Annotated in this window: 17 protein-coding genes; 4 read left to right on the top strand and 13 right to left on the bottom strand. The window is 73.8% G+C overall.

The window, feature by feature from the left end:
• Window positions 1-25 precede the first annotated feature (25 nt).
• The 5 genes from IF129_RS14230 to IF129_RS14210 all read right to left on the bottom strand — a co-directional run bounded on the left by IF129_RS14230 (window position 26) and on the right by IF129_RS14210 (window position 5141).
• On the bottom strand, window positions 26-1081 hold the full coding sequence (locus IF129_RS14230) for a cobalamin B12-binding domain-containing protein (RefSeq protein WP_191209997.1): 1056 nt from the start codon (window positions 1079-1081) through the stop codon (window positions 26-28).
• Window positions 1078-2700: a PP2C family protein-serine/threonine phosphatase gene (locus IF129_RS14225; RefSeq protein ID WP_191209996.1), complete on the bottom strand. Its 1623-nt coding sequence runs from the start codon at window positions 2698-2700 to the stop codon at window positions 1078-1080. Before IF129_RS14225 ends, IF129_RS14230 begins: the two co-directional genes overlap by 4 nt.
• 233 nt (window positions 2701-2933) lie before the next feature.
• Entirely contained in the window at window positions 2934-3377 is a 444-nt protein-coding gene (locus IF129_RS14220; RefSeq protein WP_191209995.1) for a PIN domain-containing protein, read from the bottom strand.
• Window positions 3374-3634 (bottom strand): ribbon-helix-helix domain-containing protein, encoded by a 261-nt coding sequence (locus tag IF129_RS14215; protein WP_191209994.1) that lies wholly within the window; start codon window positions 3632-3634, stop codon window positions 3374-3376. The genes IF129_RS14220 and IF129_RS14215 overlap by 4 nt, the downstream gene beginning before the upstream one ends.
• A 148-nt stretch (window positions 3635-3782) precedes the next feature.
• Entirely contained in the window at window positions 3783-5141 is a 1359-nt protein-coding gene (locus tag IF129_RS14210) for a class I SAM-dependent RNA methyltransferase (RefSeq protein ID WP_191209993.1), read from the bottom strand.
• A gap of 111 nt (window positions 5142-5252) precedes the next feature.
• Here IF129_RS14210 and IF129_RS14205 point away from each other — a divergent pair, with 111 nt between their 5' ends.
• The 3 genes from IF129_RS14205 to IF129_RS14195 are packed head-to-tail and all read left to right on the top strand — an operon-like array spanning window position 5253 to window position 8199.
• On the top strand, window positions 5253-6779 hold the full coding sequence (locus IF129_RS14205) for an SDR family oxidoreductase (protein ID WP_318153741.1): 1527 nt from the start codon (window positions 5253-5255) through the stop codon (window positions 6777-6779).
• Window positions 6780-6835: 56 nt separating this feature from the next.
• Window positions 6836-7513 (top strand): potassium channel family protein, encoded by a 678-nt coding sequence (locus tag IF129_RS14200; protein WP_191209991.1) that lies wholly within the window; start codon window positions 6836-6838, stop codon window positions 7511-7513.
• Complete coding sequence (locus IF129_RS14195) at window positions 7510-8199, top strand: potassium channel family protein (RefSeq protein WP_191209990.1); 690 nt, start codon at window positions 7510-7512, stop codon at window positions 8197-8199. Before IF129_RS14200 ends, IF129_RS14195 begins: the two co-directional genes overlap by 4 nt.
• Window positions 8200-8247: 48 nt before the next feature.
• On the opposite strand, the gene IF129_RS14190 is transcribed toward IF129_RS14195, so the two are convergent.
• The 7 genes from IF129_RS14190 to IF129_RS14160 form a co-directional block, all read right to left on the bottom strand.
• Complete coding sequence (locus IF129_RS14190) at window positions 8248-9036, bottom strand: DUF3159 domain-containing protein (RefSeq protein WP_381479841.1); 789 nt, start codon at window positions 9034-9036, stop codon at window positions 8248-8250.
• Window positions 9033-9443, bottom strand: a complete 411-nt coding sequence (locus IF129_RS14185; RefSeq protein WP_191209989.1) for an OB-fold nucleic acid binding domain-containing protein — start codon at window positions 9441-9443, stop codon at window positions 9033-9035. The genes IF129_RS14190 and IF129_RS14185 overlap by 4 nt, the downstream gene beginning before the upstream one ends.
• 119 nt (window positions 9444-9562) lie before the next feature.
• Window positions 9563-10240 (bottom strand): response regulator, encoded by a 678-nt coding sequence (locus IF129_RS14180; protein WP_191209988.1) that lies wholly within the window; start codon window positions 10238-10240, stop codon window positions 9563-9565.
• 38 nt (window positions 10241-10278) lie between these two features.
• Window positions 10279-12819, bottom strand: coding sequence for a sensor histidine kinase (locus IF129_RS14175; RefSeq protein WP_191209987.1), 2541 nt, complete (start codon window positions 12817-12819; stop codon window positions 10279-10281).
• Between the two features lie 125 nt (window positions 12820-12944).
• The gene (locus tag IF129_RS14170; RefSeq protein ID WP_191209986.1) at window positions 12945-13730 is read right to left on the bottom strand and encodes a DUF3710 domain-containing protein; all 786 of its coding nucleotides are present in this window, start codon (window positions 13728-13730) and stop codon (window positions 12945-12947) included.
• A gap of 1 nt (window position 13731) precedes the next feature.
• The gene (gene dut, locus IF129_RS14165; RefSeq protein ID WP_191209985.1) at window positions 13732-14238 is read right to left on the bottom strand and encodes a dUTP diphosphatase; all 507 of its coding nucleotides are present in this window, start codon (window positions 14236-14238) and stop codon (window positions 13732-13734) included.
• Window positions 14235-14819 (bottom strand): PaaI family thioesterase, encoded by a 585-nt coding sequence (locus IF129_RS14160; RefSeq protein WP_318153738.1) that lies wholly within the window; start codon window positions 14817-14819, stop codon window positions 14235-14237. Before IF129_RS14160 ends, dut begins: the two co-directional genes overlap by 4 nt.
• A gap of 82 nt (window positions 14820-14901) precedes the next feature.
• Between IF129_RS14160 and IF129_RS14155 the strand changes: the two genes are divergently transcribed.
• Window positions 14902-15357 carry a DUF3093 domain-containing protein gene (locus IF129_RS14155; protein ID WP_191209983.1) on the top strand — a complete coding sequence of 152 codons (456 nt, stop codon included), beginning with the start codon at window positions 14902-14904 and terminating at the stop codon, window positions 15355-15357.
• On the opposite strand, the gene IF129_RS14150 is transcribed toward IF129_RS14155, so the two are convergent.
• Window positions 15309-16130, bottom strand: a complete 822-nt coding sequence (locus IF129_RS14150; protein ID WP_318153736.1) for a hypothetical protein — start codon at window positions 16128-16130, stop codon at window positions 15309-15311. The genes IF129_RS14155 and IF129_RS14150 overlap by 49 nt on opposite strands.

Here is a 16130-nt window from a genome sequence, read left to right as displayed (position 1 = left end):
GCACCCGGGCCGGCTCCCGAAGCCGTCACGCGCGGGTGTGGTGGGTGAGCCCGGCGGCTCCGTCGCCCAGCAGCCGTCGTGCGCGCGGGAAGTCGTGCAGCTGCTCCCCGAGCGAGTCCAGGGCCGGCAGGAGGGAGAGCGCGGGGACGCGCCGGGCGGTCAGGATGTCGGCCGACCAGGTGAGGAAGCCGGTGAAGACGTCGGAGTCGTCCACGTAGAGGGCCGCGGCGAGGAAGTCCACGATGTGGGCCAGGGTCTCGGCGGTGCGTTCACGCTGCTCGTCGTCATCGCGACGTACGGCCGGATGCCGGTCGGACAGGTCGGCGAGCGTCTGTTTGATCAGCCGGGGGCGCGCCCGGACGACGAGGGTGTACTCCTGGTCGGCCAGGTGCGGCAGGTCGTCCACGGGATGCCGGGTCGCGCCGGACGCGGAGGTCTCCACGCCGGTCGCCAGGACGTCGGCGGCTTCGCGGGCACCGGGCGCCCAGGCGTCCGCACCGAGCCGCCCGGCGTAGCGGCCGTCCGGGCCGAAGGCTGCGCCACCGGCCAGCACGGAGGTTCCGACGGCGTGGCAGGCACTGATCGCGGCGTGCGCCGCCGGCAACCGCGTGGGGAGCGAGGAGGAGAGCAGCACCGTGTCGGCGGTGGTCCGATGCAGGTGGTTGACGAGGTGCCGGGTCGTCGTCTGGGCGCCGAGGAAGTCGACGTGCCAGCCGCGCAGCCGCAGCACGCCCGCGACCAGGCGGGCCGGCAGGGCGTGCCACTCCCCCTCCACACAGGCCACCACCACCCGACCGCGTCGCGGTGGCGCCGCCCCGCCCGTCTCGGGCGTGCTGAGCAGGGTGACGACCCGGTCGTTGATCGCCGTCGCGGCGTGCTCCTGCGCCACGGACAGCCGGTCCTCGGCCCAGGCCGCGCCGATCCGCCCCTGCAGGTCGGCCACGACGGCCACCAGCAGCGTCTCGGCGTCGGCGACCGACCCCCGGGCTTCCCGGACCAGCTCCAGTGCCGCGGCCTCGTCGCCGTCGGCCACCGCCCGCCACAGATCGTCCCGCAGCGTGTCGAGCGCCGGCCGGCTCACGGCCCGTCCCCGGACGGTGCGGCCGGTGCTCCGTGGACCCGGGGCGCTCCGACGGCGACGGTGGCGATGTCGTCGTGCCGCCCCCCACCGACCCACTCCCCCACGACCACCTGGACACGTTCCACCACGGCGTGGGGCGTCATGCCTCCACACTCGGCGAGGACCTTGGCCAGGCGTGCCTCGCCGAAGAACTCGTCCCCGAAGGGACCGCCGCGCGCCTCGGTGACGCCGTCCGTGTACAGCAGGCAGGTTTCGCCGGGTGCCAGCACCACCCCGGCCGTTCGGGAGGAGATCTCGTCGACGACGCCGACCGCCGTGCCGTGGGTCGGCACCTCCTCGACCGAGCCGTCCACCCTGACGACCAGCGGCGGCGGATGCCCGGCACTGGTCATGCGCAGGGTCACACCGTCCGGGCCGCGGCGCACGGAGGCGAGGACGAGGGTGGCGAAGCGGTGGTGGCGGGAGAGGAGCACCGACTGGTTGAGCAGGTCCAGAACCCGTCCGTGGTCCCCGGTGAAGGGCAGCAGCGCCAGCAGCGTGCTGCGGATGCGCCCGGTGAGGACGGCGGCCTCCAGGCCCTTGCCGGCCACGTCGCCCAGGACCACGAACGTCTCGTCCCCGTCACCGGCTCCCGGATGGACGTCGTAGAAGTCACCGCCGACCTGGTCGGCGTCCTGCGCCGACCGGTAGGCACCGGCGTACTCGACGCCGTCGAGGGGGCCGAGGACCGGTGGCAGCAGATCCCGTGTGAGCACGGTGGAGATCTCCGCCTGCTCGGCGAAGGTGCGCGCGGAGGACAGCGCCGCCCCCGCCCGCACGGCGAAGGAGCGGACGAAGACCTCCTCGGCCGGCCCGAACGCCGTCCGGGCGGCGGTCCGCAGCAGGACCAACGCCCCGGACGACTCGCCGTGCCCGGGCAGCGGCATGACACTGACGGACCGCACCGGGGCGTGCGGACCGGCCGCCAGGGCCCAGTCCGGCAGGTCGCCCGGGACGATCCAGCGCGGGGTGGGGGGCGGGAAGCCCGCGAGGGCCTCCGCCAGGCCGGGCAGCTGCGCGGGGTCGAGCGTCTGCTCGTCGAGCGTGACCGGGCCGCCCCGTCCGGCCAGGGCGAGGGTGTACCGGCGGCCCTTGGCGGAGGCGATGACCACGACGGCCTCGGCCAGATGATCCGCCGCGGTGCGTGCTATCAACTCCAGACAGCGGTCCACGTTCAAGGCGGACAGCAGGGCGGTGGAGACCTGCGCGAGCACCGCCGCGCGCTCCCGCTCCAGCTGGAGCTCGCGATCGGCCCGCACCCGGTCGGTGACGTCCAGCAGCCACCACGCCACGGTTCCGTCGCGTTCCGGCATGGGGCGCGCCTCGAGATGACGGTCGCCGACCGGCCCGGCGTACCCGTCGCCCTCACCGTCGGCGGAGCTCAGCCCCCGGTGCGCCTCGGCGAGCCACCCGGGCACCGTGGCCGGCCCGGCGTCCACCGCGAGCAGACGCGCGGCCCGGGCGTTGAGACCGACGGGGGCCCCGTCGGGACCGAGCCTCAGCACGGCGTAGGGCGTCCGGTCGAGGTCACTGACCGGGTTCCGGACGACGTCGTGCGAGGGGGAAGGGGGAGAGTCCATCGCTTCGGGAGTCCCGGTGGCCCCCTACCTCCTGCCTGTCGCTGTCACTGCCTCGCGGCAACAGTTTCCCACCGTACAGGTTGACCGGCCGGGCGTCGCCGCCGCCGACGCACCGTTCACGAGCACGTCACAGACATGTCAGAGCCGACCGCCGCGGGGGGGGCTCGCGTGACGGAAGGTGGCGACGTACGCGAGGGGGTGGGCGTCCGAGGGACAGCCGGGCGGCTGCCGCGTCAGATCGGAAGGTCGTCGGGCAGGACCCGGAACGCCTTGAACCGGCCCAGTGGGCGCACCGCTCGAAAGTCGCGACGGTCGAGCGTGAGTACGGCATCGGTGTCGTACTCGGCGGCGAGGGCAACGTTCACCGCGTCCGCGAGATCCAGATCGAGGTCGCGATACCGGGACCGCACCGACTGGGCGACACCCAGATGATCGTCCGTGATCTCCGGCAGAGCGATACGGCCCCGCCGCATCCAGTGCCGGATGTCGTCGACCGCACTGAGCGCCGCTTCACGGCCGAGCTCGCGCGTGGCGACGTGGTCGATCTCCGCGAGCAGCAGCGGGGACATCACCAGGAGCCCGGCCGACATGATCGCCTCGTTCGACGCGTGGTGCTCCGGGTGGGCGGAGTCGAGCGCCGCAAGGAGCCCGGAGGTGTCCGCGATGACGATGATCACGCGGCGGTACCCGACTCCGTCTCGCGGCCCACGGCGTCGGCGACGGCGTCACGCACCTCGACCTTGTCGGGCGTACGACCCGGCCCGCGGAAGGTGCGGGAGAAGAGGGGCTCGTCCCAGACACGGTTGGCCATGGCCGCGAGATGGATGCCCTGGCGGATGATCTCGGCCTCGCTGACACCGCGCCGCTTCGCGGCTTCCTTGATGATCGCGAGATCTTCCGGGTCAGCGTAGACGTTCGTTCGCTTCATAGACATGTACCACGAATAGCACATGTACCGCAGCGATGTACGCGTGCCGCGGTCGGCGCCTGCGCACGGTGCGCCCCTCACGGATGACGCCACGCCACTCGGTGGCGCCCGTGCTCGGGTCGACCGCGGGTTCCCGGGTCAACGAGGCCGCAGGTCAGGAGCTCTTCGTGGCCGGCTCCAGGATGGCGACGCATTCGAGGTGGTGGGTCATCGGGAAGAGGTCGAAGGCGCGGAGGAAGCGGACGCGGTAGCCGGATTCGGCGAAGTAGCCGAGGTCGCGGGCCAGGGCGGCGGGGTCGCAGGCGACGTAGGCCATGCGGCGCGGGTTCAGGGCGGTGAGGAGCCGCACCGTGTCGCGGCCCGCGCCGGAGCGGGGCGGGTCGAGGACGACGACGTCGGCCTCGGTGATGCCGGTGGCGGGCAGGACGCGGTCGACGCGGCCGTGCTCGATACGGACGCGGTCGAAGTCGGCGAGGTTGTGGCGGGCGTCCTCGACGGCGCGCTTGCCGGACTCGATCCCGAGGACGGCGCCCTCGGGGCCGATGCGGTCGGCCAGGGCGCCCGCGAAGAGGCCGACGCCGCAGTAGAGGTCGAGCGCCGTCTCGCCCTTGCGGGGGGTGAGGCCGCGCATGACGGCGTCCACCAGGAGGTCGGCGGCGGCGGTGTGGACCTGCCAGAAGCCGCCCGCGCCGACGCGCCAGGTGCGGCCGTCGGCCCGTTCGCGGACGAAGGGGCGGCCGTGCACCCGGTGGACGGCGCGGCTGCCGCTGCGGCCCCGGGGCTCCTCGGCCCGCAGGACGGAGACGGGCCGGTCGAGCTCGACGAGCGGCAGTCGACCGCCGGGTTCGGGGGTGAGGATGACCTGCCGGTCGGCGGAGCCGCTGGCGGCGATCGCGTCGATGGAGGCGATCTGCGGCCAGGTGCGCCGCTCGATGCCCAGTTCGGCGATGCCTTCGGCGGCGATGAGGCAGTGGTCGACGGGCTCGACCTCGTGGGAGCGGTGCCGGCGGAACCCGGCGCGCCCGTCGGCGTCGACGGCGTACTGGACGCGGGTGCGCCAGGCGGGGACCTCCCCGGCGGGCAGCTTGTCGCCGGGGACGGGTTCGACGGTGCCGTCCCAGGAGACGTCCTCGGGCGTGAGGCCGGCCAGACGCGCCAGCTGCTCGGTGAGGACGTCGGCCTTGAGCCGGCGCTGGGCACCCGGCTTGGCGTGCTGCCAGTCGCAGCCGCCGCAGCGGCCGGGGCCGGAGAACGGGCAGGGGGCCGGGACGCGGTCCTTGGACGCCTCGATGATCTCCACGGCGTCGGCGCGCAGGAAGCGGGAGTCCTCGTGGCCCTCGGTGACGCGGGCGACGACACGCTCGCCGGGGAGGGCGTGCCGTACGAACAGGACCCGGCCCTCCTCGGTACGGGCGACGCAGTGGCCGCCGTGCGCGACCGGTCCGACCTCGACCTCGTACGCGTGGCCGGTCAGCGGTGCGGGGCTCGTCCCCCGGGAGTCTTCGGTGGGCATGGCGGTGAGAGCTCCAGGGGGCGGGGGTGGAAAGAGACGGCAGCCGTTCAGTCTAGTGCCCTGTCGGGGCCGGTGTTGCATGCGCGGCGGCGGCCGTCGAGCATGGGCCGCGTGAACGACGAACCGCGGCGGGTACTGGTGACGGGAGCGAGCGGCTACGTGGGGGGTCGGCTCGTGCCGGAGCTGCTGGCCGCCGGGTACCGGGTGCGGTGCCTGGCGCGCAGCCCGAAGAAGCTGCGCGACCACCCGTGGGCCGGTGACGTCGACGTGGTGCGCGGGGACGTGACGGACGAGGAGTCCGTACGGGCGGCCCTGTCCGACGTGGACGTGGCGTACTACCTGGTGCACGCCCTGGGGAGCGGCCGGGAGTTCGAGGAGACGGACGGCAGGGCCGCGCGAATCTTCGGACGGGCGTGCCGGGACGCGGGAGTGCGGCGCCTGGTGTATCTCGGCGGCCTGACGCCCTCCGGCGTGCCCGAGGAGGAGCTGTCGCCGCACCTGCGCTCCCGCGCCGAGGTGGGGCGCATCCTGCTGGATTCCGGGGTGCCGACGGCGGTGCTGCGCGCGGCGGTGGTGATCGGCTCCGGTTCGGCGTCGTTCGAGATGCTGCGGTACCTCACCGAGCGGCTGCCGGTGATGGTGACGCCGAGCTGGGTGGGGACGCGGGTACAGCCGATCGCCGTGGGCGACGTGCTGCGGTACCTCGTCGGCTGTGCGGCCCTCCCGCAGGACGTCAGCCGGACGTTCGACATCGGTGGGCCGGACGTGCTGACGTACCGGGACATGATGCAGCGGTACGCGGCCGTCGCCGGTTTGCCGCGGCGGTTCATCGTGCCGGTGCCGGTGCTGACGCCGCGGCTGTCGAGCCACTGGATCGGGCTGGTCACACCGGTACCGGCCTCGATCGCCAAGCCGCTGACGGAGTCGCTGAAGCACGAGGTGGTGTGCGCGGAGTCGGACCTCCGGCGGTACGTTCCGCCGCCCCCGGAGGAGCTGCTCGGTCTGGACGCGGCGCTGCGGCTGGCGCTGCAGCGGATCCGGGACGCGCGGGTGGACACCCGCTGGTCGTCGGCCGCCGTGCCGGGGGCGCCCAGTGACCCGCTGCCGACCGATCCGGGGTGGGCGGGCGGCAGCCTGTACACCGACCGGCGGGAGCGGACGGTGCACGCCCCCGCCGGGGTGCTGTGGCGGGTCGTGGAGGGCATCGGCGGCGAGAACGGCTGGTACTCCTTCCCGCTGGCGTGGGCGCTGCGGGGCTGGCTGGACCGGCTCGTGGGGGGCGTCGGACTGCGGCGGGGGCGGCGGGACGCGGAGCGGCTCCGGGCGGGTGACTCGCTGGACTTCTGGCGGGTGGAGGAGGTGGAGCGCGGACGGCTGCTGCGGCTGCGCGCCGAGATGCGGCTGCCCGGTCTGGCGTGGCTGGAACTGGAGGTGCGGGAGGACGGGCCCGGGCGCGCGCGCTACGGGCAGCGCGCCGTGTTCCACCCCCACGGGCTGGTCGGCCACCTCTACTGGTGGGCGGTGAGCCCCTTCCACGCCCTGGTGTTCGGCGGGATGGCCCGCAACATCGCCCGGGCGGCCGAGCGCGCGGCGGCCCCGGCGCACCTGGGTGGCGGAGAATCGCCTCACAGCGGGTAGCGTTACGGTGTTTACCGAGGTGATCGCAGCAGGGGAAGGTGCGGGGTAGCGGCCTCATGCACATCGTCATCATGGGGTGCGGCCGAGTGGGCGCCGCACTCTCCAGAACCCTGGAGAACCAGGGCCACACCGTCGCCATCATCGACCGCGACCCCACGGCGTTCCGCAGGCTCGGCTCCGGTTTCGGCGGTCGGCGGGTGACGGGTGTCGGCTTCGACCAGGACACCCTGCGTGACGCGGGCATCGAGGACGCGGGCGCGTTCGCGGCCGTGAGCAGCGGTGACAACTCCAACATCATCGCCGCCCGGGTGGCGCGCGAGATGTTCGGCGTGCAGAACGTCGCCGCCCGCATCTACGACCCGCGCCGGGCCGAGGTCTACCAGCGGCTGGGCATTCCGACGGTCGCCACCGTGCGGTGGACGGCCGACCAGATGCTGCGGCGGCTGCTGCCCGCCGGGGCCGAGCCGCTCTGGCTCGACCCCACGGGCGGCGTGCAGCTCGCCGAGGTGCACGTCTCCCCGGAGTGGTTCGGCCATGCCGCGGCCCGGCTGGAGGCCGAGGCGGGCGTGCGGATCGCGTTCATCACCCGGCTGGGCGAGGCCATACTGCCCGACCCGCAGGCCGTGTTGCAGGAGGGCGACCTGGTGCACGTGATGATGCGCAGCCGGCAGGTCGGCGAGGTGGAGGCCGTCTTCGACCGGGGGCCGGACGAGGCAGGGGAGCACCAGCGGTGAGAGTCGCGATTGCCGGAGCGGGCGCGGTGGGCCGATCGATCGCCGGTGAGCTGCTGGAGAACGGGCACGAGGTGCTGCTCATCGACAAGGCGCCGAGCGCCATCGCCGTGGAGCGGGTGCCGCTGGCGGAGTGGCTGCTGGCGGACGCCTGCGAGATCTCCGCGCTGGACGAGGCCGCCCTCCAGCGCTGCAACGTCGTGATCGCCGCGACGGGTGACGACAAGGTCAACCTCGTGGTCTCCCTGCTCAGCAAGACGGAGTACGGCGTGCCACGCGTGGTGGCGCGCGTCAACAACCCCAAGAACGAGTGGCTGTTCAACGAGGCGTGGGGGGTGGACGTCGCCGTCTCCACGCCGCGCCTGATGTCGGCGCTGGTGGAGGAGGCCGTCAGCGTCGGCGACCTGGTCCGGCTGCTCCGCTTCAGTCAGGGTGACGCCAACCTCGTGGAGTTGACGCTCGCCCCCGAGGCGGCTCTCGCGGGCACGCGGGTGGGCGACGTCGGATGGCCCGAGGACACGGCGCTGGTGACGATCATCCGGGGCTCGCGGGTCCTGACGCCCCGCCCGGAGGACGTGCTGGAGGCGGGCGACGAACTGCTCTTCGTGGCCGCTCCGGCGCGCGAGCAGGAGCTGGAGGAGCTGCTGTCGGTGCGCCGTGAGCCCGGGGACACCGGCGCCCCGGAGTGACCCCCGTGCCGCCGCCCCCACCGGGCCCGTCCGGGGGGCGCGGTGCGCTCAGCGTGCGGAGTCGGCCTCGGCGGCGGCTTCGGCGGCCCGCTCGCGTTCCTCCTGCGCCTCCATCTCGGCGAAGACGTCGATCGGTGCCGGGGCCTTCGCGAGGAAGATCCAGGTCAGGTACACGCACAGCAGGAACGGCGGAATGCCGAGCGCGACGCGCAGCCAGCCGAGCTGGGTGGCGTCCCCCCAGAGGTAGATCGGGAAGGTGATCGCCGACTTCGCCAGCAGGACCAGACCCCAGGCGTAGCTGGCCTTGGTGTAGGCCTTCTTACGGCCCGGGTTGCGGGTGCGCCACGACATGTTCTCCCGGAACAGCGGGCCGAGGACGATGCCCAGCAGGGGCACGCCCGCCGCCGCGGTGACCAGGTACGCGACGGCCAGGCCCAGGGTGTAGAGCATGCCGGGCAGGTAGAAGTTCTTGGCGTCGCCGGACATCATCGCGAAGACGGCGCCGAACGCGACGCCGAAGACGCCGCCGAAGGCGTGCTTGAGCGTGCCCTTGCCCAGCAGCCTCAGCACGGCCATGAGGGCGGACAGACTCAGGGCGGCGATGGCGGAGACGTGGATGTCCCGGTTGATCGTGTAGCTCAGGACGAAGACGAGCCCGGGCACCGTCGTCTCCACCATGCCGCGGGCGCCGCCGAAGGCGTCGAGCATCGCCGCCTTCGTGACGTCGTGGCTCCCGGTGTCCTGAGCGCCGGGCCCGTCGCCGGGCGCGTCTCCGTCGGCCGGTGGCTCGCCGCCCGTTGCCGCGTCGTGCGCCGCCGGCTTGTCGAGTGAGGTCACCCGTTACTCCTGTCCCAGGGTCGGAGCTCGTACTTCGGGTTGAACAGCACCCGGCGTCCGCGGTTCATGGCGATGCGGCCGGAGGCGATCAACGTACGGCCCGGCTCGATGCCCGCGATGGCCTGGCGGCCCAGCCACACGACGTCCAGCGAATCGGAACCGTCGAAGAGCTCGGCCTCCAGCGCGGGCACACCGGCCCGGGGCCGGAGTGTAACGGTACGCAGCGTCCCGGTCACCTTGACGATCTGCCGGTCGCCGCAGTCGCAGATCTTGGTGCAGCCCCGCAGGGCCTCCTCGGCGGCCTGCTCGTCCCGCTGCCGTGACACACCGTCACCGGGGGCGAACCGGTCGAGGAAGCGCCGTATACGGCCGGTGCTGCGCTTCTCGGAGTCGTGGACACCGCTCATACGGGCCAGCGTACCCGTGGTCGCGGACGGCTCCTAAGGCCCGGTGAGGAGCGTCACCGGGGCGTGTGGGAGCACGCCGGGCGGCCCGTCCCGGGGTGGTACGCGCCGGTCACCGGGCGTCACCGTTCGAAGCGGTACCCCATGCCGGGCTCGGTGATCAGGTGGCGGGGGTGCGACGGATCGGCTTCGAGTTTCCGGCGCAGCTGGGCCATGTAGACGCGGAGGTAGTTCGTCTCCTTCCCGTACGCGGGACCCCAGACCTCCTGGAGCAGTTCGCGCCGGCCCACCAGGCGCCCGGGGTTGCGGACGAGGACCTCCAGCAGGTGCCACTCGGTGGGGGTGAGGCGGACGTCGCGGTCGCTGCGGTGCACCTTCTTCCCGACGAGGTCGATGGTGAACGTCGCGGTCTCCACGAGCCCGACGTCGCCCCCGGCCGGCTCGGCCCGGCGTACGGCGGCCCGCAGCCGGGCGAGGAGTTCGTCCATGCCGAAGGGCTTGGTGACGTAGTCGTCGGCGCCGGCGTCCAGGACGGCCACCTTCTCGTCGGAGGTGTGCCGGGCGGAGAGCACGAGGATCGGCACGCGGCTCCGGCCCCGGATGCCCCGGATGACCTCCGCGCCGTCCATGTCGGGCAGGCCGAGGTCGAGGATGACGGCGTCGGGGTGCCACTCGGCCGCCAGCCGCAGCGCGCTCTCCCCGTCCGGCGCGGCCTCGGCCTCGTACCGGCGCGCCCTGAGGTTGATCAGCAGGGCGCGGACGAGGGGCGGCTCGTCGTCGACCACGAGCACACGGTGCATGAGCGGTTCCTTTCCGTTCCCGGCCGCTGCGGGCGGGGTCACGTCGTGACGTGCGCGGGCAGGTCCGCCCGCGGGTGGGGGGTGGCCTCCCCCGCGCGCAGGGTGAGCACCATGGTCATTCCGCCTCCCGGGGTGTCCTCGGCGTGCAGCGTGCCTCCCATGGCCTCGGCGAAGCCCCTTGCGACGGCGAGGCCGAGGCCGACACCCGCGCCGCGCGGGGCGTCCCCGTGGCGTTGGAACGGCTCGAAGATCCGGTCCTTGGCACTGTCGGGCACGCCCGGTCCGCGGTCGGTGACGCGCACCTCGACGCGTTCCCGCAGAGCGCTGGCGGCGACCAGCACGCGGGTCTCCGCCGGGCTGTACTTGACGGCGTTCTCGACGACGTTGGCCACGGCGCGCTCCAGCAGGCCGGGGTCGGCCGCGACGACGGGCAGCGTCTCGGGGACGTCGAGGTCGACGCTGCCCTCGGGGACGCCGCCGAGGGCGCGGGGCACGACCTCGTCCAGGTCGATGGAGCGGATCAGCGGGGTGAGCGTGCCGGTCTGCAGACGGGACATGTCCAGGAGGTTGCCGACCAGGTGGTCCAGCCGGTCGGCGCCCTGCTCGATGGCCTCCAGCAGGTCGGCCTCGTCCTCCTCGGACCAGGCGACGTCGTCGGAGCGCAGGGAGGTGACGGCGGCCTTGATCGCCGCGAGGGGGGTGCGCAGGTCGTGGCTGACCGCCGCCAGCAGGGCGGTGCGGATGCGGTTGCCCTCGGCCAGTTCGCGGGCCTGCTCGGCCTGCCCGACGAGCCGCTGACGGTCCAGGACGCCCACGGCCTGGGCGGCGAACGCGGCGAGGACGCGGCGGTCCTCGGCGGGCAGCACCCGCCCGGAGAGGACGAGCATGCGCCGGTCCCCCACCGGCATGTCGACCTCGCCGTCCTCGGGACGGCGCAACGCACCGCCGCCGCGCGGGGTGCCCACGGCCGCCGCGCAGACCCACGGGCCGTGGTCCTCCTGCCGCTCCAGCAGCGCGGCGGCCTCCATGGAGAACGTCTCCCGCACCCGGTCGAGCATGCCTTCGAGGGAGTCGTCCCCCCGCAGCACGCTGCCGGCGAGCACGGAGAGTATCTCCGACTCGGCCCGCAGTCGCGCGGCCTGCTGGGTGCGCCGGGCCGCGAGATCGACGACGGAGGCCACGGAGACGGCGACCAGCAGGTAGACCGCGATGGAGACGACGTTGTGGGGATCGGTGACGCTCCAGGTGCGCCGGGGGTCGGTGAAGAAGTAGTTCAGCAGGGCCGAGCTGACGGTGGCGGAGACCAGGGCGGGCAGCAGCCCGCCGGCCAGCCCGGCGGTGACGGTGAACGCCAGGAACAGCAGCACGGTGTTCGTGAAGCCGACGTCGAGCGGCGTTCCGGAGAGCACGAGGGTGAGGAGCAGGGGGCCGGCGAGGGCGACGAGCCAGCCGGTGACGGTGCGCAGCCGACCGAGCCGGGCACCCCGCCCGACCGGCAGTCCGCGTCCGGTCGCGACCTCGTCGTGCGTGACGATGTGCACGTCCAGGTCCGGCCCGGAGTCGCGGGCGACGGTGGCACCCACCCCGGGCCCGAAGACGTAGTGCCAGCTCCTGCGGCGGCTCGAGCCGAGGACGACCTGGGAGGCGTTCACGCCCCGCGCGAAGTCCAGGAGGGCGGCGGGGACGTCGTCACCGATGACGTGGTGGTAGGTCCCCCCGAGATCCTCGACGAGACCGCGCTGGGCGGCCAGCTCGGCGTGCGGGGCGGCGGCCAGGCCGTCGGGGCGGGCGATGTGGACGGCGAGGATCTCGCTCCCCGAACCCTTCGCCGCGACCCGCGCGGCCCGGCGGATGAGGGTCCGCCCCTCGGGGCCGCCGGTGAGACCGACGACGATGCGCTCCCGGGCCCGCCAGGTGGAGCTGATCGAGTGCTCCGCCCGGTAGCGCTGCAGGTACTCGTCGACGCGGTCGGCCGTCCACAGGAGGGCCAGTTCGCGCAGGGCGGTGAGGTTGCCGGGGCGGAAGTAGTTGGACAGCGCGGCGTCGACCTTGTCGGGGCGGTAGATGTTGCCGTGCGCCATGCGGCGGCGCAGGGCCTGCGGCGACATGTCGACGAGCTCGATCTGGTCGGCCCGGCGGACGACCTCGTCGGGCACCGTCTCCCGCTGCCGGAGTCCGGTGATGGACTCCACGACGTCCCCGAGTGATTCCAGGTGCTGGATGTTGACGGTCGAGATGACGTCGATCCCGGCCGCCAGCAGGCGGTCGACGTCCTGCCAGCGCTTCGCGTCACGGGAGCCGGGCGCGTTGGTGTGCGCCAGTTCGTCCACGACGGCGACGCGGGGCGCCCGGGCGAGGACCGCGTCGGTGTCCATCTCCCCGCCGCGTCGCGGGACCAGCTCCAGGCCGTGCAGCAGCGCCTCGGTACGGGGCCGGCCGTAGTGCTCGACGTGCCCCACGACGACGTCGGTACCGCGCTCCTGCCGCCGGTGGGCCTCGGAGAGCATGGCGTAGGTCTTGCCCACGCCGGGTGCCGCCCCGAGGTAGATCCGCAGCGTTCCGCGGGGTGCCTGTGCCATGACCCCATTGTCGCCACCCGAACGAGTGGTCCACACGGCGCGCGGGCACCCCGGCGTCAAGGTTGCGTAGGGATCCGCCGGACGCCGGGCGCGCCGGGGCGCACGCACCCCGGCGCGGACGCGACTCAGCGGATCTCGGTGATCTCCGGGCCGCGGGCCAGCTTGTCGATGCCGCCCGCGAAGCGGGAGCCCTGTTCGGCGTTGTCCTGCTGGACGCCGTCGGGCACCATCTCCGCGTCCTGCGGCAGCTTGAGGACGATCGGGTCGCGCGGCGCCATCGGGGCGTCCCCCCGCACGACGACGGTGTCCTTGAAGATCTGTTCCAGTAGGCCCGCCGCCTGCGGCTGGACGGCGCCCTGGCCGGAGATGACGCCGCGCAGGAACCACCGGGGCCCGTCGATGCCGATGAACCGCACGACCTGCACGCCGCCCTTGCCGTCCGGAAGCTGGACGGGAACCTGGGCCCGCAGTTCCCAGCCGAGCGGGCCCTCGGTCTCGTCGATGACGCCGCCCTGCTTGGTGATGCCGGCGGCGATCTCCTCGCGGATCTCGTCCCAGATGCCCTCCCGCTTGGGCGCGGCGAACGCCTGGAGCTGGACGGCGCTGTCGCGCAGGACGACGGTGGCGGCGACGATCGCGTCACCGGCGACCTCGACGCGCAGCTCCATGCCCTCCACGCCGGGGACGAACATGCCGCCGAGGTCGACCCGGCCCTTGCCCGGTTCACCCACCTCGGAGACGTCCCAGGGGCCGTCCGGGCGGGGTGCGGGCGGCAGCTTCACGCGGGCGGCGTTCCCCGCGTCGTCGTTCCCCGCGCCTTCCGCGTCATCGGCCACCGCCTCGTCGGCGGCTGATTCGATGTCGGCCGAGAGCTTCTCCTGCTTCTCGGCGCGCTTGCGACGACCGAACACGTCACTGTCCCTTCAGGTCGGCGGCCTCGGTGCCGTCGACCGCAACGTAGGTGTTGAATCCGCCCGTGGAGCCGAAGCCCGCTGCGGACCGCACCGACCCCGGCAGCTCCTCCACCTCGTGGAAGCGCACCTTCTCGACCTGCTGGACGACGAGTTGGGCGATGCGGTCGAACCGTTCGAAGCGCACGGTCCCGCGCGGGTCCAGGTTGACCACGATCACCTTGATCTCTCCACGGTACCCGGCGTCGACCGTTCCGGGGGAGTTCACCAGGGCGACGCCCAGGCGTGCGGCCAGACCGGAACGCGGGTGGACGAAGGCGGCGTAGCCGTCGGGCAGCGCGATGGCCACTCCGGTCGGCAGCACGGCGCGTTCCCCGGGGGCCAGCTCGCACGCCTCGGTCGTGGCCAGATCGGTGCCCGCGTCGCCGGGGTGGGCGTAGGAGGGCAGCGGAACGTCCGGGTCCAGCCTGCGGACCAGGACGTCCACCGGTGGCCGGGGCGCGCTCACGGGTTCACCTCGAAGGCACGGGCCCGACGGACCTGGTCCGGATCGTTCATGGCCGCCTGGATCTCCTCGTCGCGACCGTTGCTGATGAAGTGCTCCACCTTGACCTCGATGAACAGGCCGTCGGCACGGACGGCCACGGGCCCCTCGGGGCCGCCGACCCGACCGGTGGCGGTGCAGTAGATCTTCCGGCCGTGCACGGCCGTGACCCTGGCCTCCAGGTGCAGAACCGATCCGACGGGGACGGGCTGCCGGAAGTCCGTCTCCAGCCGACCGGTGACGGAGATGGTGTGCATGAGCCAGTTGAGGGAGCCCAGCGTCTCGTCGAGCGCGGTGGTGAGGACACCGCCGTGGGCGAGCCCCGGAGCGCCCTGGTGCTCGGGCTTGACGGTGAACTCGGCCGTGACGTCCACGCCCTCGCCGGCGCGTGCGTCCAGGTGCAGGCCGTGCGGCTGACCGGTCCCGCAACCGAAGCACTGGTCGTAGTGGGAGCCGAGGGGCTCTCCGGGCGCGGGCGCCTCCGGGTGCCGGACGGGCGCACGCGCGTCCTCCGGCGGTGTGAGCGAGGTTCTCTGAGAAGTCACGTCAGCAGACCCTACCGCCGCCCGCCCCCGGCCCCCGCAGCCGCTGTCCCGAGCGCCGGGCGGCCGTGCCAAGCTGAGGGGCATGCAGGCGTACGACGAACGACTGACCGCCCCCCGGTCGTGGTGGCTGACCGTCCCCGCTCTCTTCGGCCTCACTCTGGGGCTGGTGGTGCTTCCGCTGGGGCCGGTGCCGATGCTGGCCGCGCTGGTGACGGGGGCCGCGCTGGCCGCGGCCGGGCTGAGTGCGTACGGCGCGGTCCGGGTCCGCGTCGTGGCCGGCTCGCTGGTCGCCGGGAGCGCCCGCATCCCGCTGAGCGCCCTGGGGGAGGCGAGGGCGCTGGACGCGGAGGAGGCGCGGGCGTGGCGCTCGCACCGGGCGGACCCTCGGGCGTTCATGGTGCTGCGCGCCTACATCCCGACGGCGGTGCGCGTCGAGGTCGTCGACCCGCAGGACCCGACGCCGTACGTGTACCTGTCCACGCGACGCCCTCAGCGGCTCGTGTCGGCGCTGGGCGCCGCCGGGGGCTCCGGGGACTGAGCGCCGTGCGGGAGGACGTCCCAGGGCACCTGCCGCTCGCGCAGGTCCGCGCGGACGCGCTCGGCGAGCTTCCTGGTGTCGCGCCGGTTCATCGCCGCGCCCACCACGGCGCCGATCATGAACGGCGTGAGGTTGGGGAGGTTGCGCAGGGAGCGCTTCAGCAGGTGCTGGCGCAGTTCGCGGCGCAGCTGACCGCCGAGGGCCGCGTTGACGGTGGCGGGGCTGAGAGGGTCGATGCCCCGCTGGTGGATCCAGGAGCTGAGGTAGGCGGAGCCGCGCCGGGCGGGGCCGCCGGGCGGGCGGAGCCCGTAGACCTCGTGCAGTTCGGCGAGGAGCTTGATCTCCACGGAGGCCACGCCGACGATCTCGGTGGCCAGCTCGGTCGGCATCGCGGGCGGTACGGGGAGCATGGCGGCCGCGCCCACGCCCGCGCCGACGGTGGCCGACCCGCGCAGGGCCCCGGCGATCAGCGCGTCGGCGATCTCCTCGGGCCCCTTGCCGGGGAACTGCTCCCGGAGGGTCGCGAGCCCGCGCACGGGGATGCGGGGCGCGGTCTCGATGAGCCGGTCGGCGACGGCCCCCGCGAAGGCACGGAGCCTGCCGCGGTCCGTGCGCCGTGGTGGGCGCTCGGTGGCCGCGGCGGTACCCGTCGCGTCGGCCGGGTCGGCCGGCTCGGCCCGACGGGCCGGTTCGGGCAGGGCGTCGCGGGGTGCGAGCGAGGCTTCGCCTTCCGGGCCGCCTCGCTCGGCATCACGTGCGTCGTCACCGGTCAC

Source organism: Streptomyces chumphonensis, from assembly GCF_014779715.1.
Classification (GTDB): Bacteria; Actinomycetota; Actinomycetes; order Streptomycetales; family Streptomycetaceae; genus Streptomyces; species Streptomyces chumphonensis.
Note: the sequence above shows the minus strand (reverse complement) of the source record. Positions and strands in the feature narration are given on the sequence as shown.